This is a genomic window from Streptomyces sp. NPDC001381 (assembly GCF_042895685.1).
Taxonomy (GTDB): domain Bacteria; phylum Actinomycetota; class Actinomycetes; order Streptomycetales; family Streptomycetaceae; genus Streptomyces.
Map to the genome: position 1 here is coordinate 387,523 of NZ_JBIAWO010000001.1, position 26,984 is coordinate 414,506.

General features: G+C 72.8%; 22 protein-coding genes. 8 read left to right on the forward strand and 14 right to left on the reverse strand.

Going from position 1 to position 26,984, the window contains the following annotated elements; all coding sequences use genetic code 11:
* Positions 1 to 34 precede the first annotated feature (34 nt).
* From murD to rsmH, 7 genes are all read right to left on the reverse strand, one after another.
* Positions 35 to 1,465, reverse strand: a complete 1,431-nt coding sequence (gene murD / locus ACFY2L_RS01780; RefSeq protein ID WP_390821247.1) for a UDP-N-acetylmuramoyl-L-alanine--D-glutamate ligase — start codon at positions 1,463 to 1,465, stop codon at positions 35 to 37.
* A complete protein-coding gene (gene mraY / locus ACFY2L_RS01785; protein ID WP_390655843.1) occupies positions 1,447 to 2,520 on the reverse strand; it encodes a phospho-N-acetylmuramoyl-pentapeptide-transferase in 1,074 nt (357 codons plus the stop codon). The genes murD and mraY overlap by 19 nt, the downstream gene beginning before the upstream one ends.
* Entirely contained in the window at positions 2,517 to 3,947 is a 1,431-nt protein-coding gene (murF, locus tag ACFY2L_RS01790) for a UDP-N-acetylmuramoyl-tripeptide--D-alanyl-D-alanine ligase (RefSeq protein ID WP_390821248.1), read from the reverse strand. Before murF ends, mraY begins: the two co-directional genes overlap by 4 nt.
* Before the next feature lie 4 nt (positions 3,948 to 3,951).
* Positions 3,952 to 5,607 carry a UDP-N-acetylmuramoyl-L-alanyl-D-glutamate--2,6-diaminopimelate ligase gene (locus tag ACFY2L_RS01795; protein WP_390655841.1) on the reverse strand — a complete coding sequence of 552 codons (1,656 nt, stop codon included), beginning with the start codon at positions 5,605 to 5,607 and terminating at the stop codon, positions 3,952 to 3,954.
* 127 nt (positions 5,608 to 5,734) lie between these two features.
* Positions 5,735 to 7,696 (reverse strand): peptidoglycan D,D-transpeptidase FtsI family protein, encoded by a 1,962-nt coding sequence (locus ACFY2L_RS01800; protein WP_390821249.1) that lies wholly within the window; start codon positions 7,694 to 7,696, stop codon positions 5,735 to 5,737.
* Between the two features lie 5 nt (positions 7,697 to 7,701).
* Positions 7,702 to 8,238: a septum formation initiator family protein gene (locus ACFY2L_RS01805; protein ID WP_390655839.1), complete on the reverse strand. Its 537-nt coding sequence runs from the start codon at positions 8,236 to 8,238 to the stop codon at positions 7,702 to 7,704.
* A 49-nt stretch (positions 8,239 to 8,287) separates the two neighbouring features.
* Positions 8,288 to 9,244, reverse strand: a complete 957-nt coding sequence (gene rsmH / locus ACFY2L_RS01810; RefSeq protein WP_390655838.1) for a 16S rRNA (cytosine(1402)-N(4))-methyltransferase RsmH — start codon at positions 9,242 to 9,244, stop codon at positions 8,288 to 8,290.
* Between the two features lie 267 nt (positions 9,245 to 9,511).
* Here rsmH and ACFY2L_RS01815 point away from each other — a divergent pair, with 267 nt between their 5' ends.
* The 4 genes from ACFY2L_RS01815 (at position 9,512) to ACFY2L_RS01830 (ending at position 15,333) form a co-directional block, all read left to right on the forward strand.
* Positions 9,512 to 10,117: a beta-class carbonic anhydrase gene (locus ACFY2L_RS01815; RefSeq protein WP_390656195.1), complete on the forward strand. Its 606-nt coding sequence runs from the start codon at positions 9,512 to 9,514 to the stop codon at positions 10,115 to 10,117.
* 283 nt (positions 10,118 to 10,400) lie between these two features.
* Positions 10,401 to 11,438, forward strand: coding sequence for an AAA family ATPase (locus ACFY2L_RS01820; RefSeq protein WP_390655837.1), 1,038 nt, complete (start codon positions 10,401 to 10,403; stop codon positions 11,436 to 11,438).
* Positions 11,438 to 12,820 carry a DUF58 domain-containing protein gene (locus ACFY2L_RS01825; protein ID WP_390821250.1) on the forward strand — a complete coding sequence of 461 codons (1,383 nt, stop codon included), beginning with the start codon at positions 11,438 to 11,440 and terminating at the stop codon, positions 12,818 to 12,820. The genes ACFY2L_RS01820 and ACFY2L_RS01825 overlap by 1 nt, the downstream gene beginning before the upstream one ends.
* Positions 12,817 to 15,333, forward strand: coding sequence for a DUF3488 and DUF4129 domain-containing transglutaminase family protein (locus tag ACFY2L_RS01830; RefSeq protein WP_390821251.1), 2,517 nt, complete (start codon positions 12,817 to 12,819; stop codon positions 15,331 to 15,333). The genes ACFY2L_RS01825 and ACFY2L_RS01830 overlap by 4 nt, the downstream gene beginning before the upstream one ends.
* 443 nt (positions 15,334 to 15,776) lie before the next feature.
* On the opposite strand, the gene ACFY2L_RS01835 is transcribed toward ACFY2L_RS01830, so the two are convergent.
* From ACFY2L_RS01835 to ACFY2L_RS01845, 3 genes are all read right to left on the reverse strand, one after another.
* On the reverse strand, positions 15,777 to 16,169 hold the full coding sequence (locus ACFY2L_RS01835) for a DUF3040 domain-containing protein (protein WP_390655834.1): 393 nt from the start codon (positions 16,167 to 16,169) through the stop codon (positions 15,777 to 15,779).
* Positions 16,170 to 16,445: 276 nt separating this feature from the next.
* Positions 16,446 to 17,216, reverse strand: a complete 771-nt coding sequence (locus ACFY2L_RS01840; protein ID WP_390655833.1) for a methyltransferase — start codon at positions 17,214 to 17,216, stop codon at positions 16,446 to 16,448.
* A 217-nt stretch (positions 17,217 to 17,433) separates the two neighbouring features.
* Entirely contained in the window at positions 17,434 to 17,997 is a 564-nt protein-coding gene (locus tag ACFY2L_RS01845; protein WP_390655832.1) for an SAV_6107 family HEPN domain-containing protein, read from the reverse strand.
* A gap of 193 nt (positions 17,998 to 18,190) precedes the next feature.
* Between ACFY2L_RS01845 and ACFY2L_RS01850 the strand changes: the two genes are divergently transcribed.
* From ACFY2L_RS01850 to ACFY2L_RS01865, 4 genes are all read left to right on the forward strand, one after another.
* Entirely contained in the window at positions 18,191 to 18,940 is a 750-nt protein-coding gene (locus ACFY2L_RS01850; protein WP_390655831.1) for an ATP-binding cassette domain-containing protein, read from the forward strand.
* Positions 18,912 to 20,996 carry a YhgE/Pip family protein gene (locus ACFY2L_RS01855; RefSeq protein ID WP_390821252.1) on the forward strand — a complete coding sequence of 695 codons (2,085 nt, stop codon included), beginning with the start codon at positions 18,912 to 18,914 and terminating at the stop codon, positions 20,994 to 20,996. Before ACFY2L_RS01850 ends, ACFY2L_RS01855 begins: the two co-directional genes overlap by 29 nt.
* Before the next feature lie 44 nt (positions 20,997 to 21,040).
* Positions 21,041 to 21,667, forward strand: a complete 627-nt coding sequence (locus ACFY2L_RS01860; protein ID WP_390655829.1) for a TetR/AcrR family transcriptional regulator — start codon at positions 21,041 to 21,043, stop codon at positions 21,665 to 21,667.
* A 477-nt stretch (positions 21,668 to 22,144) separates the two neighbouring features.
* On the forward strand, positions 22,145 to 23,635 hold the full coding sequence (locus tag ACFY2L_RS01865) for a phytoene desaturase family protein (protein ID WP_390821253.1): 1,491 nt from the start codon (positions 22,145 to 22,147) through the stop codon (positions 23,633 to 23,635).
* Between the two features lie 104 nt (positions 23,636 to 23,739).
* Here ACFY2L_RS01865 and ACFY2L_RS01870 read toward each other — a convergent pair whose 3' ends face one another.
* The 4 genes from ACFY2L_RS01870 to ACFY2L_RS01885 form a co-directional block, all read right to left on the reverse strand.
* Positions 23,740 to 24,732, reverse strand: a complete 993-nt coding sequence (locus ACFY2L_RS01870) for a hypothetical protein (RefSeq protein WP_390655827.1) — start codon at positions 24,730 to 24,732, stop codon at positions 23,740 to 23,742.
* Between the two features lie 56 nt (positions 24,733 to 24,788).
* A complete protein-coding gene (gene metF / locus ACFY2L_RS01875) occupies positions 24,789 to 25,712 on the reverse strand; it encodes a methylenetetrahydrofolate reductase [NAD(P)H] (protein WP_390655826.1) in 924 nt (307 codons plus the stop codon).
* 177 nt (positions 25,713 to 25,889) lie between these two features.
* On the reverse strand, positions 25,890 to 26,537 hold the full coding sequence (gene thiE, locus ACFY2L_RS01880; protein ID WP_390655825.1) for a thiamine phosphate synthase: 648 nt from the start codon (positions 26,535 to 26,537) through the stop codon (positions 25,890 to 25,892).
* Positions 26,538 to 26,577: 40 nt separating this feature from the next.
* Positions 26,578 to 26,943 carry an Rv2175c family DNA-binding protein gene (locus ACFY2L_RS01885; RefSeq protein ID WP_133910060.1) on the reverse strand — a complete coding sequence of 122 codons (366 nt, stop codon included), beginning with the start codon at positions 26,941 to 26,943 and terminating at the stop codon, positions 26,578 to 26,580.
* Positions 26,944 to 26,984 lie beyond the last annotated feature (41 nt).

Genomic DNA, 26,984 nt, shown 5'->3' on the forward strand with positions numbered 1-26,984 from the left:
CTCCTGGAGCAACAGCCGCGACCAAGACCCGCCGTCAGGCGAGTTCACGCACCGCCTCAGCGAACGCGTCCCCGCGCTGGTTGTAGTTGACGAACATGTCCATGGAGGCGCAGGCCGGGGCGAGCAGCACCGTGTCTCCCGCGCGCGCGAGGCGCCGGGCCTCCTGGACAGCCGCGAGCATCGCCCCAGTGTCGGTCCGGTCGAGGTCGACCACGGGTACCTCGGGGGCGTGTCGCGCGAGGGCTTCCCGGATCAGGGCGCGGTCGGCGCCGACGAGGACCACTCCGCGCAGTCGCTCCGCCGACTTGGCGACCAGCTCGTCGAAGGTCGCGCCCTTGGCGAGCCCGCCCGCGATCCACACGATGGACTCGTACGCCGCCAACGAGGCTTCCGCCGCGTGGGTGTTGGTGGCCTTGGAATCGTCGATGTACGTGACGCCGTCCACCTCGGCCACGTGGGCGATGCGGTGGGCGTCCGGGGTGAAGGCCCGCAGGCCGTCCCGTACGGCCTGGGGAGGCACGCCGAAGGCGCGGGCGAGGCCCGCCGCGGCAAGGGCGTTGGCGATGTTGTGCGGGGCCGGCGGGTCGACGTCGGAGACCTCGGCGAGCTCCTGGGCGTTCTTCTGCCGGTTCTCGACGAAGGCGCGGTCGACCAGGATGCCGTCCACGACGCCCAGTTGGGACGGTCCCGGGGTGCCGAGGGTGAAGCCGACGGCCCGGCAGCCCTCCTCGACGTCCGCCTCGCGCACCAGGTCCTCGGTGGCCTTGTCGGCGACGTTGTAGACGCACGCGACCCGATTGCCCTCGTAGACACGGCCCTTGTCCTTGGCGTACGCCTCCATGGAGCCGTGCCAGTCGAGGTGGTCGGGGGCGAGGTTGAGGACGACGGCCGAGTGGGCGCGCAGCGAGGGCGCCCAGTGCAGCTGGTAGCTCGACAGTTCCACGGCCAGGACGTCGTACTCCTCGTCCCCGAGGACGGCGTCCAGCAGCGAGACGCCGATGTTGCCGACGGCCGCCGTGCGCAGGCCGGCCGCCTTCAGGATGGACGCCAGCATCTGTGTGGTGGTCGTCTTGCCGTTGGTGCCGGTGACGCACAGCCAGGGGGCCGCGTCGGGGCCGCGCAGCCGCCAGGCGAGTTCGACGTCGCCCCAGACCGGCACGCCGGCTTCGGCGGCCGCCGCGAAGAGCGGCTTGTCCGGCTTCCAGCCCGGTGCGGTGACGACGAGTCCGGTGCCTTCGGGCAGGGTGGCCCCGTCACCCAGGCGCACGGTGACGCCCAGTGCCTCCAGCTCGGCGGCCTGCTCACGCGCGCGGGCGTCGTCGCCGTCGTTGACGACGGTGACCCGCGCGCCGAGCCCGTGCAGCACCTTGGCCGCCGGGATGCCGGAGACGCCGAGCCCGGCGACGGTGACGTGCTTGCCCTCCCAGGAGAGCCCCTGCCCATCGGTCACTTGTCTGCTGCCCATCCCGCGTAGAAGAGACCCAGTCCGACGATCACACAGATGCCCTGAATGATCCAGAATCGGACCACGACAAGGACTTCCGACCAGCCCTTGAGTTCGAAGTGGTGCTGGAGTGGCGCCATGCGGAAGACGCGCTTCCCGGTCAGCCGGAACGAGCCGACCTGGATGACCACCGACATGGTGATGAGGACGAACAGACCGCCCAGGATGGCGAGCAGCAGCTCGGTGCGGGAGCAGATCGCGAGACCGGCGAGCACACCGCCGAGCGCCAGCGAACCGGTGTCGCCCATGAAGATCTTGGCCGGCGACGTGTTCCACCACAGGAAGCCGAGGCAGGAACCCATCAGCGCGGCGGAGACGACCGCGAGGTCCAGCGGGTCGCGCACCTCGTAGCAGGCGCCGGGGTTGGTCAGGGTCTCGCCGTTGGCGCAGGACTCCTGGTACTGCCAGACGCCGATGAAAGTGTAGGCGCCGAAGACGAGAACCGAGGCACCGGTGGCGAGGCCGTCCAGACCGTCGGTCAGGTTCACGCCGTTCGACATCGCGAGGATCATGAACAGCGCCCAGACGACGAACAGCACGGGGCCGATCGTCCAGCCGAAGTCCGTGATGAACGACAGCTTCGTGGAGGCCGGCGTGTTGCCGCGGGCGTCCGCGAACTGCAGCGAGAGCACCGCGAAGGCGATACCGCCGAGCAGCTGGCCGGCCATCTTCGCCTTGGCCCGCAGACCCAGCGACCGCCGCTTGACGATCTTGATGTAGTCGTCCAGGAAGCCGACCAGGCCCATGCCGAACATCAGGCCGAGCACCAGCAGGCCCGAGTAGGTCGGCGGCTTGCCCGTGATGACCTTCGACAGGAAGTACGCCGCGATCGTCGCCAGGATGAACGCGATACCGCCCATGGTCGGCGTACCGCGCTTGCTGGCGTGCTCGCGCGGGCCGTCGTCGCGGATGTACTGGCCGTAGCCCTTGCGCGCCAGCAGCTTGATCAGCAACGGCGTGCCGATCAGCGTCAGAAAGAGGCCAATGACACCCGCGAACAGGATCTGCTTCATCATCGGGCGGAAACCTCACCCTCGGCACCGGTCGCGAGCAGCGCCTGGGCGACGCTCTCGAGGCCGACCGAACGGGACGCCTTCACGAGTACGACGTCCCCCGGGCGCAGCTCGCTGCGCAACAGGTCGACCGCCGCCTGTGCGTCGGACACGTGCACCGACTCCTCACCCCACGAACCCTCGTTATATGCGCCCAGTTGCAGCCAGGCGGCTTCCCTGCCCCCGACCGCGACGAGCTTGCTGACGTTGAGCCGGACGGCGAGCCGTCCGACCGCGTCGTGCTCGGCGAGCGCCTCGTCCCCGAGCTCGGCCATCTTGCCGAGCACCGCCCAGGTCCGGCCCCCCTTCGCCTGTGAGGCTCCACCCATGGCGGCCAGCGCGCGCAGCGCCGCCCGCATGGACTCGGGGTTCGCGTTGTAGGCGTCGTTGACGATCGTCACGCCGTCCGGGCGCTCGGTGACCTCCATCCGCCAGCGGGAGAGGGAGCCCGCCTCGGAGAGCGCGGTGGCGATCTCAGTGACGGACATGCCCAGCTCATGGGCGACGGCGGCCGCGGCGAGCGCGTTCGACACGTGGTGCTCACCGTACAGGCGCATGGTCACATCACTGCACCCGGAGGGTGTGTGAAGACTGAAGGAGGGCTGTCCGCTGTCCGTGAGTCGTACGTTCTCGGCCCGTACGTCCGCTTCGCCGGACTCTCCGAAAAGGACCACCTTCGCCTTCGTACGGGAGGCCATGGCCCGGACCAGCGGGTCGTCGGCGTTGAGGATCGCGATGCCGCCCTCGCTCGCCGCGGGGAGGGCCTCCACCAACTCGCCCTTTGCCTGTGCGATCTGTTCACGGCCGCCGAACTCGCCGATGTGGGCGGAGCCGACGTTCAGCACCAGGCCGATCCTCGGGGGCGTCAGACCGGCGAGGTAGCGGATGTGTCCGATGCCGCGGGCGCCCATCTCCAGTACCAGGAAGCGGGTTTCCTCGGTGGCGGACAGGGCGGTCAGCGGCAGCCCGATCTCGTTGTTGAGGGAGCCGGGCGTGAAGACGGTCGGCGCCTTGCGCCGGAGCACCTGGGCGATGAGGTCCTTGGTGCTGGTCTTGCCCGCCGAGCCGGTGAGCGCGACGAGCGTCGTGCCGAGCTTGCGCACGACGTGCCGGGCGAGGGCGCCGAGGGCGGCCTGGACGTCGTCCACGACGATCGCGGGCACGCCGACGGGGCGCGAGGCCAGTACGGCCACCGCGCCCGCCTCGACGACCGCGGCCGCGAAGTCGTGGCCGTCCACGCGTTCGCCGGCGAAGGCGACGAAGAGGCTGCCGGGCTCCACCTCGCGGGAGTCCCGGACGACCGGTCCGGTCACCTGCGCGGACGGATCCGGTATGTCGTACGTCTGCCCGCCGACGACTGCTGCGATCTCGGCGAGGGAGAGGGCGATCACAAGTTCATCCCTGGGTCTGCTGGATAGCTTCGCGAAGCACCTGGCGGTCGTCGAACGGACGGACCACTCCGGCGATGTCCTGGCCCTGCTCATGGCCCTTGCCCGCGACCAGCACGGTGTCACCGGCGTGCGCGCGGGCGACGGCCGCGGCGATGGCGGCGGCCCGGTCCTCGAACAGGACCACCTCGCCGCGCTCGTGCGAGGGCACGGACGCGGCGCCTTCGAGCATCGTCGCGAGGATCGCGAGGGGGTCCTCGGAGCGGGGGTTGTCGGAGGTCAGTACGGCGGTGTCGGCGAGCCGGGCGACGGCGGCGCCCATCGGCGCGCGCTTGGTGCGGTCCCGGTCGCCGCCGCAGCCGAGGACCACGTGCAGCCGGCCCTTGGTGACCTTGCGCAGCGCCCTGAGGACCGACTCGACGGCGTCCGTCTTGTGGGCGTAGTCGACGACCGCGAGATAGGGCTGGCCGGCGTCCACGCGCTCCAGGCGGCCCGGCACGCCGGGCACGGCGGCCACACCGTCGGCGGCGGTCTGCGGGTCGAGTCCGGCGACGGCGAGGGCGACGATCGCGGCGAGGGTGTTGGCCACGTTGAACGGGCCGGGCAGCGGCGACCTGGCGGCGATCCGCAGGCCGTCGGGGCCGAGGACGGTGAACGTCGAGTCCAGCGGGCCGATGTGGACGTCGGCCGCGCGCCAGTCGGCGTCGGGGTGGCCCTCGGCGGAGAAGGTGACGACCGGGACCTCGGCCTCCCGGGCCAGCCGGCGGCCGTACTCGTCGTCGAGGTTGACCACGCCGAGTTTGCTGCGTTTCCGGGTGAACAGCTGTGCCTTGGCCTGGAAGTAGTCCTCCATGCCGGAGTGGAACTCCATGTGCTCCGGGCTGAGGTTGTTGAAGACGGCGATGTCGAAGACGCAGCCGTCGACCCGGCCGAGGACCAGCGCGTGGCTGGAGACCTCCATGGCGACCGCCTCGACGCCGCGCTCGCGCATCACGGCGAACAGCGCCTGCAGGTCGGTGGCCTCGGGTGTGGTGCGCTCGGACTTGATGCGCTCCTCGCCGATGCGCATCTCGACGGTTCCGATGAGGCCGGTGGCGCGGGTGGTCTTCAGACCGCCCTCGACCAGGTAGGCGGTGGTGGTCTTGCCGGAGGTGCCGGTGATGCCGATCTGGAGCAGGTCCCGGCCCGGACGGCCGTAGATCATGGCCGCCAGCTCGCCCATCCGTCCGCGCGGGTCGTCGACGACCAGGACCGGCAGGCCGGTCGCGGCGGCGCGCTCGGCGCCGGTCGGGTCGGTCAGCACGGCGACCGCGCCGAGGCCGGCGGCCTGGGTGACGAAGTCGGCGCCGTGCAGCCGGGCGCCGGGCAGCGCGGCGTACAGGTCGCCGGGCCGGACGGCGCGCGAGTCGTGGGTGATGCCCGTGACGGCTGCGGCGCTCTCCACGGCGGCGGCACCCAGCCGGCCGGCGAGCTCCGCGAGGGGTGTGGCGGAGACCTGAGCCGGCCTGGGCGGTCCCGGATATGTCACGGAAGCGCCCTTCTGGGTGGTTTGGGACTGATCAGCGTGTGGCACGGCGGTGAGCGTACCGGGCTCACCCGCCTGCGGGCGAAGCGAGGAGGCGGGCGAGGCCTGGTTCCCGGGGTCGGGAGTGATCATGGTCACGGGCTGGTTCCTGGCTGGTTCGGCGCTGAACACGGGCGGGCGGCACTGGACGGGACGAGCGGACGGGACGGACGGGGCGGACGGGGCGGACGAACGGTACGGACGGGGGCTGACGGGCGGTCGGGGCTCAGGGGGTGAAGGTCACCGGAAGGCTGGCGGGCTTGGCGCCGGTCGGCGGGACCTGCAGGGTCTTCAGGGCGAACTCCATGACCTGCTTGAAGATGGGTCCGCAGATCTGGCCGCCGAAGTAGCTGCCCTGGGTGGCGTTCTGGATGGCGCAGTAGACGGTGACGCGCGGTTTGTCGGCGGGGGCGAACCCGGCGAACGACGAGGTGTAGCCCTTGTACTTGCCGGTGGCCGGATCCACTCGGTTGGCGGTACCCGTCTTACCCGCGACGCGGTATCCGGGGATGCGCGCCTTGGTGCCGGTGCCCTCCTGGTCGTCCACGACCGACTCCAGCATCCGGGCGAGGGTCTTCGCCGTCTTCTCGCTGACGACCCTGCTCTTCTCGGGTGCGGGGGCCGGGGTGAAGCGGCCGTCCGGGCCCTGGGTGCCGCGTACGAGGGTCGGTTCGACGCGGACGCCGCCGTTGGCGATCGTCGAGTAGACGGACGCCGCCTGGAGGGCGTTGAGGGACACGCCCTGGCCGAAAGGAATCGTGTACTGCTGCGAGGTCGACCACTTGTCCGGCGGGGCGAGGATGCCCTTCGTCTCCCCGGGGAAGTCGATCCCGGTGTAGCTGCCGATGCCGAACTTGCGCAGGTACGAGTAGAGGACCCGGTTGGCCTCGGCCTGGGTCTTGCCGAGCTGGCCGGTGGCCAGGATCGTGCCGATGTTGCTGGACTTGGCGAGCACGCCGTTGAGCGTGAGGTTCCAGGTCGGGTGGTCGATGTCGTCCTTGAAGAGCCGGTCGCCGCGGTGCAGCCGGTTGGGCACGACCACGTGCGTGAGCGGGGTGGCGGCGTTCTCCTCGAGGACGGCGGCCATCGACATGATCTTGGCGGTGGAGCCGGGCTCGTACGCGTCCTGGAGAGCCGCGTTGCCCAGGGCGTCCGGGTTCGCGGTCGTGAGGTCGTTGGGGTCGAAACCCGGCGAGTTGGCCATGGCGAGGATCTCGCCGGTACGGGTGTCCTGGACGATGACGTAGCCGCGGTCCGCCTTGGACGCCTTGACCTGCTCGGTGATGGCGTTCTGGGCGGCCCACTGGATGTCCCGGTCGATCGTCAGCTCCACGTCGGAGCCGGGTACGGCGGGGGTCTCGGTGGAACCGGCGGTGGGCACCTGACGGCCCCCGGACTGGGCGTAGCGGATCTTGCCGTCCTTGCCGGTCAGGGTCTTGTTCAGCGCCTGCTCGACACCCCCGCCGCCCTTGCCCTCGGCGTTGACCCAGCCCAGTACGGAGGCGGCGAGGTCGCCGTTGGGGTACACGCGCTTGCTGCTGGGCACGGAGAAGACACCCGCGAGGACGTTGACCGTGGTGCCGTCCGACTCCGCCTTCGTGGTGAGCGCGGACTTCAGGTCCTTGATCTGCTTCCAGACCTGCGGGGTCTGCCGGCCGGCGAGCTTGGCGTAGCGCGCCTTCCGGTCCTTGGGCCGCAGCTTCGCCACGAGCGTGGACTGCTCCTGGCCGAGGATCGGCGCGAGCAGCGCGGCGGCCTGCTCGGGACCGTCGTCGATCTTCAGGTTCTCGCGGTTGAACATCGTGGGGTCGGCGGTGATGTCGTACGCGTCCTCGCTGCTCGCGAGGGCGATCCCGCCGCGGTCGGTGATCCCGCCGCGTTCGGCGGCCAGCACCTGGCCGACGTAGCGGTTCCTGTCCGCCTTGGCGGCGTACGTGCTGGCGTCGACCGCCTGCACCTGGAGGAGGCGGACGACGAAGGCGGCCATCACCAGGGTCAGGGCCAGCCCGACCATGCGCAGCCGGGGGCGGGGGCTGCCGAGCCGGATGACCCGCGGGGCCGGGGGGCGCGGCGCGGCCGGACGGCGGGCCGGGCGGGCGCCGGGGCCCGGCCGCCGCTGGGCGGAGGCCGGGCGGGAGGGCCGGGCGGGGCCGGGCACGCGCCGGCGGGGCGGTTCCCTGTCGGACACTTCCGTCACCTGCCGGGGGTCGTGGGAAGGGCTGCGGTCGGAGCGGGGGCCGCGCTCCCCACGGGAGCACCGCCCGGGAGGGCGGGCGACCGCGAGGACGACGGTGACGCGATCGTCTGGGAGAGGGTGATCGCCTCGGGCGGCCGCACGATCTCGGCGGCGCTCTGGGAGGACCGGCGGGCCGCGGCCGAGGGCACGCCCTTCACGGTGCCGTCGGGGTCCAGGAAGGCGGGGTCGCCGCCGGGGACCATGCCCAGCTCACGGGCGCGGCGTTGCAGGGCGTCCGGGGCCGAGTAGGAGTCGATGTCCCGCTGGAGCGCCTGTTCCTCGTCGGTGAGGTTCTTGGTGTCCTTCTGGAGGTCGTCCTTGTGGAACGAGCCCTCGCTGAGCGCGGAGTTCAGGACGAGCAGCCCGATGAGGCCGCCGCCGAGCAGGAGGACGACGAGCAGGACGAAGGGGGTGCGGGCCGCCTGGCGCGGCCTCTCGGGGAACAGACGGGCGAGCCGGGCGGCCCTCCCCTTGAGTTCGGGTTTCTTGTTCACTCGCCCTCCCCCGCGTCCGGTTTTCCGACCTGCGCCCGCCGCACGCCCGTCATTCGATGGACTCCCTGATGCGCTCGGCCCCGCGCAGCCGCGCCGGGGCGGCGCGCCGGTTCTCGGCGACCTCTTCCTCGGTGGGAAGTTCGGCACCGCGGGTCAGCAGCTTGAGCCGGGGCTGGTAGCGCTCGGGGACGACGGGCAGCCCGGGCGGCGCGGTGGTGGCGGCCCCGGCCGCGAACACCTGCTTGACCAGCCGGTCCTCCAGCGAGTGGTACGACAGGACGGCGATCCGGCCGCCCACGTCGATCGCCTCGACGGCGGCCGGGATCGCCCGCTCCAGGACGGACAGCTCTCCGTTGACCTCGATGCGCAGCGCCTGGAAGGTGCGCTTGGCCGGGTTGCCGCCGGTGCGCTTGGCGGCCTGCGGCAGGGCGGCCCGGATCAGCTCGACGAGCCGCGCGCTGTTGGTGAACGGTTCCCTGTCGCGTTCGCGCACGATCGCGGAGACGATCCGCTTGGCCTGCTTCTCCTCGCCGTACGCGCGCAGGATCCGCACGAGCTCGCCGGGCGGGTAGGTGTTGAGGACCTCGGCGGCGCTGATGCCGGTCGTCTGGTCCATGCGCATGTCGAGCGGTGCGTCCTGGGCGTAGGCGAAGCCGCGGTCGGCCTCGTCGAGCTGCATGGAGGACACGCCGAGGTCGAACAGAACGCCCTGCACGCGCGCGATGCCGAGCCGGTCGAGCACGTCCGGGAGCTCGTCGTACACGGCGTGCACGAGGGTGGCGCGGTCACCGAAGGGGGCGAGCCGCTCGCCGGAGAGTCTGAGCGCCTCCTTGTCGCGGTCGAGGGCGACGAGCCGCGCCTCCGGGAACCGCGTCAGCAGGGCCTCGCTGTGGCCGCCGAGGCCGAGCGTGCAGTCCACGACGACCGCTCCGGGGCGCTGCAGGGCAGGGGCCAACAGGTCCAGGCACCGCTGGAGCATCACCGGGACGTGTCGACTCTGGCTCAAGGGGCCCTCTCAGATCCGGCGGGAAGACGCACCGCCGGGTCCCCGCCCTCTCGTATGGGGAAGGCCTGCCGCGGCACGCGGGGAATTCAGTCCAGCAGGGAGATCACCGCCTCCCGCTTCGCGTCACTTTAGTCCACGGTGTCTCGCGGTCAATCAACCGGCCTGCGCGTCGCGGGCGGCCTCCGCCGCGAAGCGGGGTACCGGGGGAAATCACCCGGCCGGGCGGCGGTGCCTCACTCGTGTGGCTTACCTCACAAACGCGGCGTGATGACGCTCTTTTTCCGTTCTCACAACGGGACCGCGGGCCCCGTGACCAGTACCGTCATGGATATGACGACTTCCGCATCCGTAACCACAGAGTCCGAAGGCGCCATACGCGGCACGGTGACCGACCGCCTCGTCGACGCGAACGAGCGGTACGCCGACGCGTTCACCGATCCGGGCATGGACGCGCGCCCCGTCCTGCACGTGGCGATCGTGGCCTGCATGGACGCCCGCCTCGACCTGCACGCGGCGCTGGGTCTGGAGCTCGGCGACTGTCACACCATCCGCAACGCGGGCGGTGTGGTCACCGACGACGTGATCCGTTCGCTCACCATCAGCCAGCGCAAGCTGGGCACGCGCAGCATCGTGCTGATCCACCACACGGGCTGCGGCCTGGAGGCGATCACCGAGGACTTCCGCAACGAACTGGAGATGGAGGTCGGCCAGCGTCCGGCCTGGGCGGTGGAGGCCTTCCGGGACGTCGACCAGGACGTCCGTCAGTCCATGCAGCGGGTGCGCACCTCGCCCTTCCTGCTGCACACCGACGACGTGCGCGGCTTCGTGTTCGACGTGAAGACGGGTCTGCTGCGCGAGATCGACCCCGCCTGACCGGCGCACGCGGCCTGCCGCCGGGCGGCGACGCCCCGTCGCCGCCCGCCGCCGTTCGCTGTCGTTTCGCTGTTGATTTCTCACTCTCGGCCACCCCAAAGGCCATAGAACCGACATAACGCGGGCAGTTGTCCACAGGCGAGTGACACGAATCGGTAACGGCAGCAAGAATGCGGTGGTGACGCCACGCCGAACATTTCGCGGGTGGCGCACGTGATTCGGGGTGGGCCGGTCCGCGGTAGAGAGCGTCGGCCCGGAAAATGTACGGGCCGAGGAGGGCCGGGTGACGACCTATGACGAGCGAGCGAGCCTCACGGATCTGACCGCCACTGCGGAGCGTGTCCGCAGTTCGGTGGAGGGAGTGATCGAGGGCAAGCCCGAGGTCGTACGGCTTTCGCTGACCGTGCTGCTCGCCGAGGGGCATCTTCTGATCGAGGATGTTCCCGGCGTCGGCAAGACGATGCTGGCCAAGGCGCTGGCCAAGTCCATCGACTGTTCGGTGCGCCGTATCCAGTTCACGCCGGACCTGCTGCCCTCGGACATCACCGGTGTGTCCATCTGGGACCAGCAGCGGCGTGACTTCGAGTTCAAGCCGGGCGCGATCTTCTCGCAGATCGTGATCGGCGACGAGATCAACCGCGCCTCGCCCAAGACCCAGTCGGCGCTGCTGGAGTCGCTGGAGGAGCGGCAGGTCACCATCGACGGGCAGACGTACGAACTGCCCAGCCCCTTCATGGTGGTGGCCACGCAGAACCCGGTGGAGATGGAGGGCACCTATCCGCTGCCGGAGGCGCAGCGCGACCGCTTCATGGCCCGGGTCTCCATCGGTTACCCGAGCCCCGAGGCCGAGCTGCAGATGCTGGACGTGCACGGCGGGGTCAGCCCGCTGGACGACCTCCAGCCGGTGGCCCACGCGCACGAGATCGTGAAGCTGATCGACGCCGTCCGCGGGGTCCACGTCGCCGAATCGGTTCGCCGGTACGCGGTCGACCTGGTGGCCGCCACGCGCACCCACCCCGACCTCAGACTCGGCGCCTCGCCGCGCGCGACGCTGCATCTGCTGCGCGCGGCGAAGGCGTCCGCAGCCCTCGGCGGCCGGGACTACGCGCTGCCGGACGACGTGCAGAACCTCGCCGTGGCCGTCCTGGCCCACCGGCTGCTGCCCACCGCGCAGGCGCAGCTCAACCGCCGCACGGCGGAGCAGGTCGTCGAGGAGATCCTGCAGCGCACCTCGGTGCCCACGGGCCCCCAGCACCACGCCTACGGCGGGCTCGGCCAGAGCACGCCCGCGTACCCCCAGCAGCCGCCGCGGAGGCTCTGATGGCCACCGGGGGGACCGGGCAGACCGCGCAGCCGGGCGCCGGCCGCGCCGAGAAGGGCGGCGCCCGGACCGCCCTGGCGGGGCTGACCACCCGGGGGCGCTCCTTCCTGGCCGCCGGCATGGCCGCCGCCGTCTGCGCGTACGTGCTCGGGCAGCCGGATCTGCTGCGGGTCGGCCTGCTGCTGGCGGCGCTGCCGCTGATCTGCGCGGCCGTCGTCTACCGCACCCGTTACCGGGTCGCCGGCAGCCGCCGGCTGACCCCCGCGCGCGTGCCGGCCGGCAGCGAGGCCCGCGTCCATCTGCGGATGGACAACGTCTCGCGGCTGCCGACCGGCCTGCTGATGCTCCAGGACAAGGTGCCCTACGTCCTCGGCCCGCGTCCCCGCTTCGTCCTGGACCGGGTGGAGGCGGGCGGCCGGCGCGAGGTGTCCTACCGGGTCCGCTCCGACCTGCGGGGCCGCTACCCGCTGGGCCCGCTGCAGCTGCGGCTGAGCGATCCGTTCGGCATGTGCGAACTGACCCGGGCCTTCTCGACGTACGACACGCTGACGGTGATCCCGCGGGTGGAGGCGCTGCCGCCGGTGCGGCTGAGCGGCGAGGCCAAGGGGTACGGCGACGGACGGCAGCGCTCGCTGGCGCTGGCGGGCGAGGACGACGTGATCCCGCGCGGCTACCGCTACGGCGACGATCTGCGCCGGGTGCACTGGCGTTCGACCGCGCGCTACGGCGAGCTGATGGTGCGCCGCGAGGAACAGCCCCAGCGGGCGCGCTGCACGGTGCTCTTGGACACCCGGGGCGTGGCCTACGCGGGGGCCGGCCCCGACTCGGCCTTCGAGTGGGCGGTCTCGGGCGCGGCGTCCGCGCTGGTGCACATGCTGGAGCGGGGCTTCTCGGTACGGCTGCTGACGGACACCGGCAACTCGGTGCCCGGCGAGGGCGCCGACGGGTTCGCCGGGGCCAGCCAGGAGTCGGCGGACGCGGCCGGGCTGATGATGGACACCCTCGCCGTGGTCGACCACTCCGACGGCGCGGGCCTGTCGCGGGCGTACGACGTGCTGCGCGGCGGCAACGAGGGGCTGCTGGTGGCCTTCTTCGGCGACATCGACGAGGAGCAGGCGGCGATCGCGGCGAAGATGCGCCAGCGCAGCGGGGGCGCGGTGGCCTTCCTGCTGGACAGCGACACGTGGGGGCGTGAACCGAACGGCATGGCCCGTCCGATGAACAGGCAGGAGGAGCGGCTGCGGATGCTGCGGGAGGCGGGCTGGACCGCCGTGAGCGTGCCGCGGGGCGCCGCGCTGGAAGAGCTGTGGCGGCAGGCCGACCGGGAGCGGGCGGGTGTCGTGACGGCGGGCGGGACGAGTGCGGGGGAGGCGGGATCATGAGCGGACGGGCTCGGCTGACGCTGTGCTCGGCGGCGGCCACGCTGACGGCGTCGTGCGCCCTGCTGCCCCTGGTCGACCCGGCGACCTGGATCCTCCAGGCGGCGTTCCTGCTGGCCGTCCAGTCCGGGGTGGGCGCGGCCGCGCGCCGGGTGCCACTGGCCCGGCCGCTGACGGTGGCCGCCCAGGCGCTGGTCACACTGATGCTGCTGACCCTGCTCTTCGCCCGGGAGCACGCCCTGCTGGGGCTGATCCCCGGCCCGGAGGCATTCCGGCACTTCGGGGACCTGTTCCAGGCGGGCGCCGACGACGTCGGGCGGTACGCGATCCCGGCCCCGCTGTCCGACGGCATCCGGCTGATGATGGTCGGCGGTGTGCTGGTGATCGGGCTGGCGGTGGACACCCTCGCGGTGACCTTCCGCAACGCCGCCCCGGCCGGTCTGCCGCTGCTCGCGCTGTACTCGGTGGCCGCGGGACTGTCCGACGGGGCGAGCGACTGGGTGTGGTTCCTGGTGGCCGCCGCCGGCTATCTGATGCTGCTGCTGGCCGAGGGCCGGGAGCGGCTCTCCCAGTGGGGCCGGGTCTTCGCGGGCGCGCCGCGCACCCCGGGCGGGCAGCCGGGGCCGGTGGCCCCGGTGCGCACCGGCCGGCGCATCGGCATGGCCGCCCTGGGCGTGGCCCTCGTGGTGCCGCTGCTGCCTCTGCCGGCGATCCAGGGCGGGCTGCTGGCCGGCGCCGGGGCGGGCGTGGGGGCGGGCACCGGCGGCGGGGGCACGATCTCCGCGGTCAACCCGCTGGTGTCGCTGCGGGACAGTCTGAACGTGGACGAGGACCGTAAGGTCCTGACGCTGAGCACCAACGCCACCGACCTCTCGGACATGTACCTGCGGATCGTGTCCCTGGACGACTTCGACGGCACCACGTGGAAGCCGTCCAAGCGCCACATCGTGACCGTGCCGGACCGGTTCCCCACGCCCACGGGGCTGGGCCCGGACATCAAGCGCGCGGAGATCACCACCCGGATCTCGGCCGCCGACGGCTACGCCCAGGACTGGCTGCCGATGCCGTACCCGCCGAGCAGCGTGGAGATCAAGGGCAACTGGCGGTACGAACCCGTCGGGATGACCCTCGTCGGCGACCACGGGCAGAACACCAGCGGCAAGACGTACCAGGTGAAGAGCCTCGACCTGCAGCCGACGGCGGCGCAGCTGGCCGCGGCGCCCCAGGCGCCCGGCTCGATCAGGAACGACTACACCAAGGTGCCGGACTCGCTGCCGAAGGTGGTGGCGCGGCAGGCCCGCGAGATCACGGCGGGCGCGACGAGCGCCTACGACAAGGCGGTCGCGCTCCAGGACTACTTCGCGGTCACGGGCGGCTTCGAGTACGACACCGACGTGGAGGTCGGCACCGGCCGTGACGCGATCGCCCGCTTCCTGCGGGACAAGCAGGGCTTCTGCGTCCACTTCTCCTTCGCTATGGCGGCGATGGCCCGCACGCTGGGCATACCGGCGCGGGTCGCGGTGGGCTTCGCGCCCGGTTCCCCGCAGGCGGACGGTTCGGTGGCGGTGAGCCTGAAGGACGCGCACGCCTGGCCCGAGCTGTACTTCGAGGGCGTGGGCTGGACCCGCTTCGAGCCGACGCCGACACGCGGTACGACGCCCACGTACACGGTGCAGGACACGCCGGGCGAGACCACTCCCGACCTGCCGCAGTCCTCCCGGTCGGCGGACGCGGCGCCGTCGGCCGCGCCGTCGGCGAGCACGAGCTGCTCGGCGCAGGACAAGAAGCTGGAGGGCTGCGGGGCCGCGCTGCCGCTGGACCAGGCGGAGCAGAGCGACCAGGGCACCCCGTGGTACGAGATCGCCGGCTGGATCCTGCTGGGGGCCGCGGCACTGACGTTGCCGCTGCTGCCGATGCTGTGGCGGCTGAGACGGCGGTCGGTGCGGCTGGCGTCGGCCCAGCACGCGGGGGCCGGCACCGGGGCCGGGGACGCCTCCGGCCGGCCCGGGAGCGGTGACACGGACGGGCCGGAGGCGCGGGACGCCGGTTCGGCGATCCGGCTGGACACGCCGTCCCAGGAGGCGGCCGAGGCTGCCGTGGCGCATGTCCTGGCGGTCTGGCGCGAGCTGATCGACACCGCCTGGGACTACGGCATCGAGCCGGACGAGGCGCTGACCCCCCGGCGGGCGGCGGCGCGGATCGTCCGGATCGGGGAGCTGGACGAGACGGTGGGCCGGTCGGTGCACCGGGTGGCGGGTGCCGTCGAGCAGGTCCTGTTCGCACCGCGCCCGCGGGCCGAGGCCGGGCTGTCGGACGACGTCCGCCAGGTACGGGCGGCCCTGCGGGCGAGGGTCAGCTGGTCCACACGGGTGCGGGCGGTCCTCGCGCCTCGGTCGGCCGTCCGCGCGCTCTGGGACCTCTCGGACCGCTGGGCGGCCGTCAAGGCGTCCTGGACATCCCGGGCGGCCCATCTGGCAGCCCTGCTACGCCGCCCGTCCGGCCAGCAGAGCGGCTGAGCGCGACCGGCGGCCCTGTCGACGGCCGCTCCCGCCGGTGACCGGCGGGAGCGGCTGCCGACCGGCGGCTCCGGGACAGGCGGCTCGCCGGCAGCGACCGCCGCCCGATCCCGATCGGCAGCTGCCGCCTCAGAAGAAGGTGCCTGCCGTTCCGGGCCCCCGCCCCACAGCCGACCCGGCCACCGCGACCCGGCCAGCCCTGAAGAGGCTCGCCCCGATGCCGCCCGTCAGAGCGGCACCCGTCCGAGCGGCACCCGTCCGGCTCAGCGGAGGGGCCTTGCCGCGCGGGAGGTCGGGGCGACGGAACGGGCGGGCCGCGCCTGCGGCCCATGCGGGGGGCGGAGCAACGGGGCGGTGGCGGGCGACCGTGGGAGCATGCGTGAGGGGGTGACCACCCGGTGGGTGGTCACCCCCTCAGCGTCGGTACGGGGCGGGGCGCCGGGTCAGTGGCCGCCCTGCTCGTCACGGCGGCGCTGCCAGCGCTGCTCGATCCGGTCCATCATCGAGCGCTTGGGCCGTCCCTGACCGCGTGCGTGCGGGGCACCCGCGGGCTGTTCGCCCGGCTTGGGGGCCTTGCGCCAGCCGGTCACGGCGAGAACCGCGCAGCCCAGCATGACGAGGAAGCCCACCACGCTGAGCCAGACCTGCTTGGCGACCATTCCGGCCATGAGGAGCGCGATACCCACGAGGAAGCCCGCGACCGCCTGGTAGACCCGCCGCCGGGTGTACGTACGCAGCCCGCTTCCCTCAAGCGCCGACGCGAACTTGGGATCTTCTGCGTACAGCGCTCGCTCCATCTGCTCGAGCATGCGCTGCTCGTGCTCCGAGAGCGGCACGGAGTCCTCCTCATCGTGCAGTCGCCGGGGCGACCCGGGGGTCCCTTCAGGATAGGCAGGGAATCGCCCCCGTGAAACCCGCCCCTCTACGCCAATTGGCCAACCGGAGCCCGCCATGGGCGTCCCGGTCCGCTGAGGCTTCCATTCCCCGGCGGCCGACCCGTCATGCCGGGCGGTCTCCCTCGATCATACGGCGCACAGCGCCCGAACGGGGGGCCTGTGGCGTACTCCATGTGCGGCCCAGCCGCTGATCAGCGGCGCGCCCCGGGAGCGGGCTCAGGCCTCGTCGGCCCCCCGCGTCTCACCGAGCACATGGAGCTGGGTGGCCACGGAGTGGAAGGCGGGGAGTTCGGCGGCCGCCTCCTCCAGTTTCAGCAGGGCGTCCAGGGCGCCGGGTTCGGTGTCCACGAGGACGCCCGGGACGAGGTCGGCGAAGACCCGCACGCCGTGCACCGCGCCGACCCGCAGGCCCGCGCCCTCGACGAGCCCGGTGAGCTGCTCGGCGGTGAAGCGGCGCGGTACGGGGTCGCCGCTGCCCCAGCGGCCGTCCGGGTCGGTGAGGGCCTGCCGGGCCTCCTTGAAGTGCCCGGCGAGGGCGCGCGCGAGGACGGCTCCGCCGAGGCCGGCGGCGAGAAGGCTGAGGACGCCCTCGGAGCGCAGGGCGGCCACGGCGTTGCGGACGCCTTCGGCGGGGTCGTCGACGTACTCCAGGACGCCGTGGCACAGGACGGCGTCGTAGCGGCCGCGCTCGACCACGTCGAAGAGGCCGTGGGCGTCGCCCTGGACGCCCGTCACACGGTCGGCGACGCCGGCCTCGGCGGCGCGGCGCTCCAGGGCGAACAGCGCGTTGGGGCTCGGGTCGACGACGGTGACGCGGTGGCCGAGGCGGGCCACGGGCACCGCGAACTTGCCGCTGCCGCCGCCGGTGTCGAGCACGTCCAGCGTCTCGCGGCCGGTGGCCTTGACCCGGCGTTCGAGGGCGTCCTGGAGGACCTCCCACACCACGGCGGTACGGAGGGAGGCGCGGGGTCGCATCGGGTCCGACACGGCAGTTGACTCCTCGGCGGGGCACCGCCTCTTGCGCGGCGGGGCGAACGGGCTGCCTCCCCGGCTCCCGCCCGACGCTCGGGCGGGCGGAGAGAAGGCTTCAGGCGCCTTCCACCCTATTGCCTCCGGTACCTCGCCCGGGCACTGCGGCCGCCGAGGTCCGCCCGCCCTCGACGCCGCACCCCTCTCGGGTCCGGGCAGGCGGCGCGGCCGTGGATCAGCCCGCGTCCGGCATGGTGCGCCCCGCTCCCCTGCCGTCCGGGTCGTCCCCGTCCCGCCGGGGCTGGGGCAGGACCGGCTGGAGGACGAGCATGCGCTCGACGAGGCGGATGAACATCGCCACGTCGCGTATCAGATCGTCGGCGTCCCGGCGGCTGGCCGCGCCCTGGATGCCCGCCTCGGCCCGGGCGCGGCGCCGGGCCCCGGAGGCGAACAGCGCGCTCCACTCGGTGAGTTCGGGCGCGATCTCGGGGAGCACTTCCCAGGCGCTCCGGATGCGGGCCCGCTTTCGGGGCGAGGGTTCGGGGCGGCCGCGCGCGGCGAGCACGGCGGCGGCGGTGCGCAGGGCGGCGAGGTGGGCCGTGGCGTAGCGCTCGTTGGACGTTTCGAGGACGGCCGCCTCCTCCAGCCCGGCGCGGGCCTGGGCGAGCAGGTCGAGGGCGGCGGGCGGGGCCGTCGTCCGGCGCAGCACGGGGTGCACGTCGCTCGCCGGGCCGGTCAGTGAGGGGGCAGGGCCGGTGGCGCGGCGCCGGTGGGCGGCGGCTGCGTGGTAGCTGGCCATGACGAACCTCCTGTCGTCTGTGTGACGGCACGCCCTGTCAGGTGGTGCCGTATGTGCCCATCGTGAGGTATGCCACTGACAATCCGTTCTGACCTGGGCTTTTGCTTCGATCGAAGGTTCGGGATAGTTTTTGCACTGACCAGTCAGTTCAAAAAGTCCAGCAGAGAATCAAGCAGAAACGCAAGGGGGGACTGTGAGCGGCGTCCGCATCACAGCCGAGGGCTTCGGCCTCAAGGGTCCCCGCGGTTGGGCCTTCCGGGACATCGGCGTCGACGCCGAACCCGGCTCGCTGCTCGCGATCGAGGGACCGTCCGGCACCGGCCGGACGAGTCTGCTGCTCGCGCTCACCGGGCGGATGAAGGCCACCGAGGGGACCGCGATGGTCGGCACGGCACGGCTGCCGAAGCAGCTGGCGGCCGTGCGCCATGTCAGCGCGCTCGCGCACGTCACCGGTGTCACCGACCTCGACCCGGCACTGACCGTCGGCGAGCACCTGCGCGAACGGGCGCTGCTGCAGCGGCGGTTCGCCGGGTCCGTACGGGACCTGCTGCGCCCGCGTGCGGAGCGGGCGGCGGAGACGGAACTGAGGATCGACGCCGCGCTGACCGCGGCCGGGCTCGACCGCGCGTCCCTGCCCAAGGGCGCGCGGACCGCCGTACGCGATCTGGAGCGGCTGGAGGCGCTGCGGCTGTCGGTGGCCCTCGCGCTCGTCGGGCGGCCGCGGCTGCTCGGCGTGGACGACACCGACCTGAAGCTCTCCGAGACCGAACGCACGGAGATCTGGAGCCAGTTGCGGTCCGTCGCCGAGGCCGGCACCACCGTCGTGGCGGTGTGCGCGCAGGCGCCCGAGGGCGCCGCCACGGTGTCCACCCGTACGCAGGAGAAGACGCAGGAGAAGACGGAGGAGGAGACCGATGCACGCGCCGAAACTGGCAGCGCTTGAGCTGCGCCGCTTCGGCAGGGGGAAGCTGCCGCGGGCCGCGCTGGTCGCGCTTCTGCTGCTGCCCCTGCTGTACGGCGCGCTGTACCTGTGGTCGTTCTGGGACCCGTACGGCCGGCTCGACCGCATTCCCGTGGCCCTGGTGAACCAGGACCGGGGGGCGAAGGCCGACGGCAAGCGGATCACCGCCGGCGACGACATCGCCGGGGGACTGCTCGACAGCGAGGTCTTCGACTGGCGCGAGGTGAGCGCCGAGCAGGCACGCGCGGGCGTGGAGGACGGGACGTACTACCTGTCGCTGACCGTGCCGGCCGACTTCAGCGCGCGGATCGCCTCCAGCGCGGGCGACACGCCGGAGACCGGCGCCCTCCAGGTGCGCACGAACGACGCGAACAACTACATCGTCGGGCAGATCTCGCGGACGGTCTTCAGCGAGGTGCGCACGGCCGCCTCCACGAAGGCCTCGCGGTCCTTCCTGGACAAGATCTTCGTGTCGTTCTCCGACATCCACGGCGCGACCGCGAAGGCCGCCGACGGCGCCGACGACCTCAAGGGCGGCATCGGCAAGGCCGAGAAGGGCTCCAAGGAGCTCGCCGACGGTCTGACGGAGGCCCAGAAGGGCAGCGGCACGCTGGCCACGGGCCTGCAGAAGCTCACCTCGGGCGCCGGCGACCTCCAGGACGGCTCGCGGAAGGTCGCGGACGGCACCCAGACGCTCGCCGACCGGGTCAACGGGGTCGCGGGCCAGGTGGGGCCCTTCCTGGAGGGCAACGAGAAAACCATCGGCGACACCGCGCAACTGGTCGCCGACTCCGCCGCGGCGGTCCGCGCCAACCTCGACACCCTGGTGAAGGCCGCGCCGACCGCCGCCGAGGGCGCGCACGCGGCCTCGGACACCCTGTCCGCCGTCTACCGGGCGCGCTGCGAGAACCCGGTCCTGCCCGACCCGGCCTGCGCGGACCTGAAGAAGGCCAGGGACACGGCGGCCGACGTCGCCACGATCGCGGACGACCTCAACACGCTGATCGCGGACCAGGACGGCGACCTGAGGACGATGCGCTCGCACCTCGGCACGCTCCAGCAGCAGGCGCAGGCCCTCGCCGACCGCGCCCCGCACCTCTCCGAGGACCTCGACGACGCCGTGACCCGGATCAACGCCCTGAACACGGGCGCGAAGAAGGTCGCCGCGGGAGCCGCGGAGCTGCACACCGGCCTCGGCACCGCCCAGACCGGCGCCGGCGACCTCAACCAGGGCGTCGGCAGGCTCAGGACGGGCGCCGAGGACCTCAACGGCGGGATGTTCAAGCTCTCCGACGGCTCGGGAAGGCTCGCCGACGGACTGCACGACGGCGCCGCGCAGATCCCCGACTACGACGAGCGGCAGCGCGACGCGCGCACCGCCGTCATGGCCGACCCCGTGCAGCTGGCCTCCAAGGACCTGCACAAGGCGGCGAACTACGGCACCGGCTTCGCGCCGTACTTCATCCCGCTGTCGCTGTGGGTGGGCGCGATGGTCGCGTACATGCTGATCCCGCCGATGAACCGGCGCGCGCTCGCCGCGGGCGCCTCGGCCTGGCGGATCGCGCTGGCGGGCTGGCTGCCCGTCGTCGCGATCGGAGTGCTGCAGACGACGGCGCTGATGGCGGTGCTGCACTGGGCGATCGGCCTGAAGATGGCCCACGCGGCCGGGACGGTGGGCTTCCTGTTCCTGGTGACGGCGTGTTTCGCGGCCCTCGTGCAGTGGCTCAACGCCCGCTTCGGCGCGGCGGGCCGCATCCTCGTGCTGGCCCTGCTGATGCTGCAGCTGACGTCGGCGGGCGGCACCTACCCGGTGCAGACCAGCCCCGGCTTCTTCAACGCCATCCACCCCTACCTGCCGATGAGTTACGTCGTCGAGGCGCTGCGCAGGCTCATCACGGGCGGCGGTCTCGGACCGGTGTGGCACGCGTGCGGGGTGCTCGTCCTCTTCACCGCGGGAGCCCTCGCCCTGACCGCGCTGTCGGCGCGCCGCCGCCAGGTGTGGACCCTGGACCGGCTGCACCCGGAACTCAGCCTGTGAAGATCCGGCATACGGGAGGTCGGCTTCCTGTGACAATCGGGACCATGGAAAGCAGCACCACGTCGGGCGGCCGCACCCGCCGCGAGGCCACCCGGCAGAAGCTCTACGAGGCGGCCGTCACACTCATCGCCGAACAGGGCTTCTCCGCCACCACGGTGGACGAGATCGCCGAGCGGGCGGGCGTCGCGAAGGGCACCGTCTACTACAACTTCGCGAGCAAGTCGGTCCTCTTCGAGGAGCTGCTGAGGCACGGCGTGGGCCTCCTCACGGCCTCCCTGCGCGAGGCCGCCGAGCGCACCGCGCGGGAGGGCGGCAGCAAGGTCGACGCCCTGGACGCGATGATCCGCGCGGGGCTCGTCTTCATCGAGCGCTACCCGTCCTTCACCCAGCTGTACGTGGCGGAGCTGTGGCGCACCAACCGGGCCTGGCAGTCCACGCTCATGGTGGTGCGGCAGGAGGCGGTGGCCGTCGTGGAGGGCGTGCTGCGCGAGGGCGTCGAGGCAGGCGAGTTCAGTGACGAGATCGACGTCCAGCTGACCGCGGCGGCACTGGTCGGCATGGTGCTGGTGGCCGCCCTGGACTGGCGGGCCTTCCAGCCGGAACGCTCCCTGGACGACGTCCACGCGGCGCTGTCACGGCTGCTGCAGGGCCGGGTGAGCGGCGGCCGCTGAGGCCGGCCCCGGACGGGTGGAGCCGGGCGCACGGAAGCGCCGGTCCCTGGTGGCCGCGTCCCCCGCGGGCCACCACGAACCGGCGCTTCCTCCTGCTCCCCCGTTCCCCTCCCCCGTCGTTCCCCCGTGCGGTCGTTCCCCCGCGGTCCCCCCGTGCCTCGCTCCCGCCGAACCGGCCGGCGGAAGGAGCGGATCGAGGGCCGCTCCGTTCCGGCGCCCCGTGTCGCCGGTGCCGGAGCCGCGCCCCTTTCCGTGCCTCCACTCTCCCGTCCGCGCGGGCCGGCTCCCATCCGCGCGCGTACTCAACTCACCCTCTAGGTACGCGTACTCAGAACCGCGTGCTCAGGCTCAGAACACGGCGCGGTCCTCTGGTCACGATCGCGTCCGTGCCCGTACTCCCCTCGGGCCGCCGGGGCGCGGGGAGCGGCGGCCGGGCTGGCGGCGTACCGTCCGGCGGCGGCCGATAAAGTCGCGGGCATGGCACGGATTGCGGTGATCGGCGCAGGGATGGGCGCGCTGGCGACCGCCGCCAGGCTGGCCGTCGCGGGCCACCGGGTGGCGGTGTACGAGCGCACGGACACGTACGGCGGAGCGGTGCGCCGCTTCGAGCGGGACGGCTTCGGCTTCGACACCGGACCGGGGCTGCTCACCCTCCCCGCGGTCTACCGGGACCTGTTCGTCAAGACCGGCAAGGAGCCGCTGGAGGACCGCGTCGAGCTGGTCCAGGTCGACCCGTCGGCGCGGCACGTGTTCGCGGACGGCACCGAGGTGTCCCTGCCGAACGCCTCGCGCGCGGGCGTCGTCTCGGCCCTGGACGAGGCGCTCGGCTCGGGCGCCGGGCAGCGCTGGGGCGACTTCCTGGTGCGGGCCCGCGAGACCTGGGACCGCACCCGCCGCCCGCTCCTGGAGGAGCCCCTGTGGCCGAACTGGCGGGTGCTGGCCGACCGTGAGCCCTATCCCGCGGTGCCGCACAAGCGTCTGCTGCGCACCCGCCGGGCCGGCACGCTGGCCGAGGTCGGCGCCTGGGAACTGCGCGAACCCCGGCTGGCCGCGCTGCTGGAAGGGCACGCGCTGGCCTACGGCCTCGATCCGCGGACCGCTCCGGCGAGCGCGGCCGTCCTGCCCTACATGGAGCACGCCTTCGGCACGTGGTACGTGCGCGGAGGTCTGCGGGAGCTGGCCCGCGCGGTGTACGAGCGGTGTCTGGCGCGCAGGGTCGAGTTCGTCTTCGGCGCCGAGGTCACCCGGGTTCTGGAGAAGGACGGCCGGGCGACGGGCGTGGAGCTGGCCGGGGGTGCCGGCTCCGGGGGAGGCGAGGTGGTGGACGCCGACTTCGTGGTCGCGCCCGGCGGTGCCGCGGGGCTTCCCGTCCGGGGCGAGGGCGAGGTCGCGCCCCAGCAGGGTCTGCCCAGCCGGCTGACCGTGCTGCTGGCGCTGCGCGGCGCCCGGCCGGAGGGCACCGCGCACCGGACCGTGGTGCACACCGAGGACCGCTCGGGCGAACTGGAGAGCCTCTTCGGTGCGGCGCCGGGGGTGCCCGCTCGGCCGACGGTCACCGTGCTGCGGCCGGGCGACCCGGCGCTGGTGCCGGACGGCGACCACGAGGCGGTCACGCTGAGTGCCGTCGTCCCCGCCGGGTCGCAGCCGGGCGAGGAGCACGTGGAGGCGCTGCTCACGGCCGCCGAGCGGGCCGTGCCGGATCTGCGCGAGCGTGTGCTGTGGCGCGAGGTGCGCACCCCCGCCGACATCGCGGAGGAGAGCGGCGCCGCGGGCGGTGCCGTCCCGGCGCCGGCGCTGGCGGCGGCCGGCGGCCGGCTGCTGCACCCGGCGAACTCGACCGGCGTGGCGGGGCTGTTCACCGCCGGAGGCTGGTCGCACCCGGGAGGCGGGCTCCCTCACGCGGGCATGTCGGGCGCGCTGGTGGCCGGACTGGTGGTGGAGGGGCCGGAGTTCCGGGGCTCGCAGTGAGCGTCCGGCGGCGGGTCCCCCGGCGACTCATCGGTCAGCGGGGCCCCGGGACCGGCCCGGGAGCGGCGCAGGGCCGGTGAGAATCGGTACGGCGTGCCGGAGCGTCAGAACCGGTACTGGTCGTCGTACCCGTTGCCCTGCCCCTGCTGCTCGTCACCCTGGTACGGGTACTGCTGCTCGGGCGGGAGCTCGCCGCCGAACGGGTCGTCGGTGCTGCGCTGTTGCGGGACCCAGACGCCGCCGGCCGGCGTCTCGCCGTAGCCGCCGGTGCCGTACTGCTCCTGGGCGTAGCCCTGTTGCCCGTACTGCTGCTGGTCGTAGCCGGCGTCGTAGGTGCCGCCGCCGTAGGTCTGGGTGCCGATGTACGGGTCGGAGTAGGCGGCGTACTGCTGCTGGCCGGTGGTGTCGTAGCCGTACTGCTGCTGGTTGTACCCGGAGTAGCCGTCGTAGCCGAAGGTCTGGTCGGCGCCCTGGGCGGCCGTCGCGTACTGGTCCTGGGGCTGTCCGGTGGCGGCCGCGTACGCGGAGTCGCTGTATATGCCGTAGGCGTTGGTGTCGTCGGGCAGGGGCTGCGGAGAGTAGACGGTGGTCTCGGCCGCGGAGGCCTGCGCGGCGCGTGCGGCCGGGGTGAACACGTCGTCGTGGTCGTAGTCGTCGTCGCGGAAGGCGCCCTTGTCCTGGCCGTATCCGAGGCTGTCGCCGGTGAAGGAGCCCTCGGCGCCGTCGAGACGAGCGGTGGCCTCGCCGCCGTCCAGGTCGGTGACCTCCAGGGTCGGATCCTGGCGCTCGGCCTTGCCGCGGCGGCTTCGGGACAGGCCCTTGGGGAGCGCCCCCTCGGCGTCGCCGCGCCGCACGGCCCAGCCCTCGGCGAAGCCGCGGCGGAACGAGAGGGTGACATAGGTCTGGCCGACCGCGAAGGCGGCCGCGCCCAGTCCGATGACGATCACCGATGGAATCAGGACACCGAGCACCACGCCGAGGAAGCCGACGAACGCCAGCAGCCGCCAGCGCAGGCGCGCCTTGTACTGCAGCAGCACCTCGCCCAGCAGCCACAGCGCGACGATGCCGAACGCGATGTAGAGGACCGTCCAGCCCATGTACGCCCCTCTCCCAGTGGCCGCTACGCAGTGTGTCGTATGTGGGTGCGACCGGTCTAGGCCTGCGGCGGGTGGTGCAGACCCAGGTTCTCGTAGATTTCCAGCGTCGCCGTGGAGTTGTTGAGCGTGATGAAGTGCAGTCCGGGCACTCCCTCGGCCAGCAGCCGTGCGCAGAACTCCGTGGCGAAGTCGATGCCCATCGAGCGTACAGCGGCCGGATCGTCTTTGGCTGTGAGCATCCGCTCTTTCAGGACGTCCGGGAAGTAGGCGTTGCTGAGCTTCGGCAGCCTCTCCAGCATCTTCACGCTCGTCACCGGAAGGACCTCCGGGATGACCGGGGTGTCACAGCCGGCCGCCGCCACCCGGTCACGCAGGCGCAGGTACGACTCGGGCTCGAAGAACATCTGCGTGATGGCGTAGTCGGCGCCCGCCCGGCACTTGTCGACGAAGTGCGAGACGTCCGTGTCCCAGTCGCTGGAACGCGGGTGCATCTCGGGGAAGGCGGCGACGCCCACGCAGAAGTCGCCGGACTCCTTGATGAGCCGGACGAGCTCGGCGGCGTAGGTGAGGCCCCGCGGGTGCGGGACCCAGTCGCCCATCGGGTCGCCGGGCGGGTCGCCGCGCACGGCCAGCATGTTGCGGATCCCGGCGTCGGCGTACTGGCCGATGATGTTGCGCAGCTCGGCGACGGAGTGGTCCACGGCGGTGAGATGCGCCACCGGGGTGAGGGTGGTGTCGACGACGATCTGCTGGGTCTCCCTGACCGTGGTCGCCCGGGTGGAGCCGCCGGCACCGTACGTCACCGAGACGAAGTCCGGAGCGACCGCCTCGACCCTGCGGAGCGCCTCCCACAGGCTCCGCTCGCCCTTGGGCGTCTTCGGCGCGTAGAACTCGAACGAGTACGTCGTCTTGCCGGTGGCCAGGATGTCGCGCACGGTGCGTGCGCGGTCCGTCCTGGTGGATGCGGTTCCAAGGGCCATACCCGCAGGTTAACCAGGGGCCGACGGTCACCCAACCGGATGACGGATATTTGCCCGGATTGTCGGCTTGTTGTCCACCCTTCGGACAGGCGTCCGGCCGAAGCGGCCGCAGGGACCGCCGGACCGGGACGGACGGACCCGGGGCGGACGGACCCCGACCGGACGGGCCGGGGGCCGTCAGACGTCGCGCAGTCGCTTCGCGAACTCCGCCGCCGCGGCACCCGGGTCGTCCGCCTCGGTGATCGCCCGGACGACGACGACCCGGCGGGCGCCCGCCTCCAGCACCTCGTCGAGGTTGCCGAGGTCGATGCCGCCGATCGCGAACCAGGGCCGGTCCGTGCCCAGGGCGGCCGTGTGGCGGACCAGGCCGAGGCCGGGGGCGTGCCGGCCCGGCTTGGTGGGGGTGGGCCAGCAGGGGCCGGTGCAGAAGTAGTCCACGCCCTCCTGGACGGCGGCGGCCCCGGCCTCCGCCTCGGCGTGCGTGGAGCGGCCTATGAGGACGCCGTCGCCCAGGACGGCGCGGGCTGCGGGGACCGGCAGGTCGCCCTGGCCGAGATGGAGGACGTCGGCCGCGGCGGCGTGGGCGACGTCCGCGCGGTCGTTGACCGCGAGCAGCTTCCCGTGCCGGGCGCAGGCCTCGGCGAACACCGCGAGGTGCTCCAGCTCCTCGGCGGCCTCCATGCCCTTGTCCCGCAGCTGCACGATGTCGACGCCGCCCGCGAGCACCGCGTCCAGGAACTCCGGCAGGTCGCCCTGGCGGGTGCGGGCGTCCGTGCAGAGGTAGAGACGGGCGTCCGCGAGGCGGGCGCGGGCGGTGTCGGTCATCGGTGTCCCCCGTTGTTCCGTCGTGTCGTTACCGGTTGCCTCAGACGGCGAGCGCCTGGGCGCGGCGCTTCACCTCCGTACCGCGATTCTCGCTGAGGGCCTGTGCGGGGGTGCCGGGCAGGCTGTCGTCGGGCGTGAAGAGCCACTCCAGCATCTCTTCGTCGGTGAAGCCGTCGTCCCGCAGGAGCGTCAGGGTGCCGGACAGGCCCTTGACGACCTTGTCCCCGTCGATGAAGGCGGCGGGGACGTGCAGCGCGCGGTTCTCACCACGGCGTACGGCGATGAGCTGGCCTTCCTTGATCAGCTGCCGCACGCGGATCACGTCGACATCGAGCATCTCCGCGATGTCGGGCACGGTGAGCCAGGCGGGGACGAGAGCATCGGTTTTTGCGTCAATCTCGGTCACGGGGTCAAGGGTAGGCGCATGTCCGGGCGGGCCGCGATGGC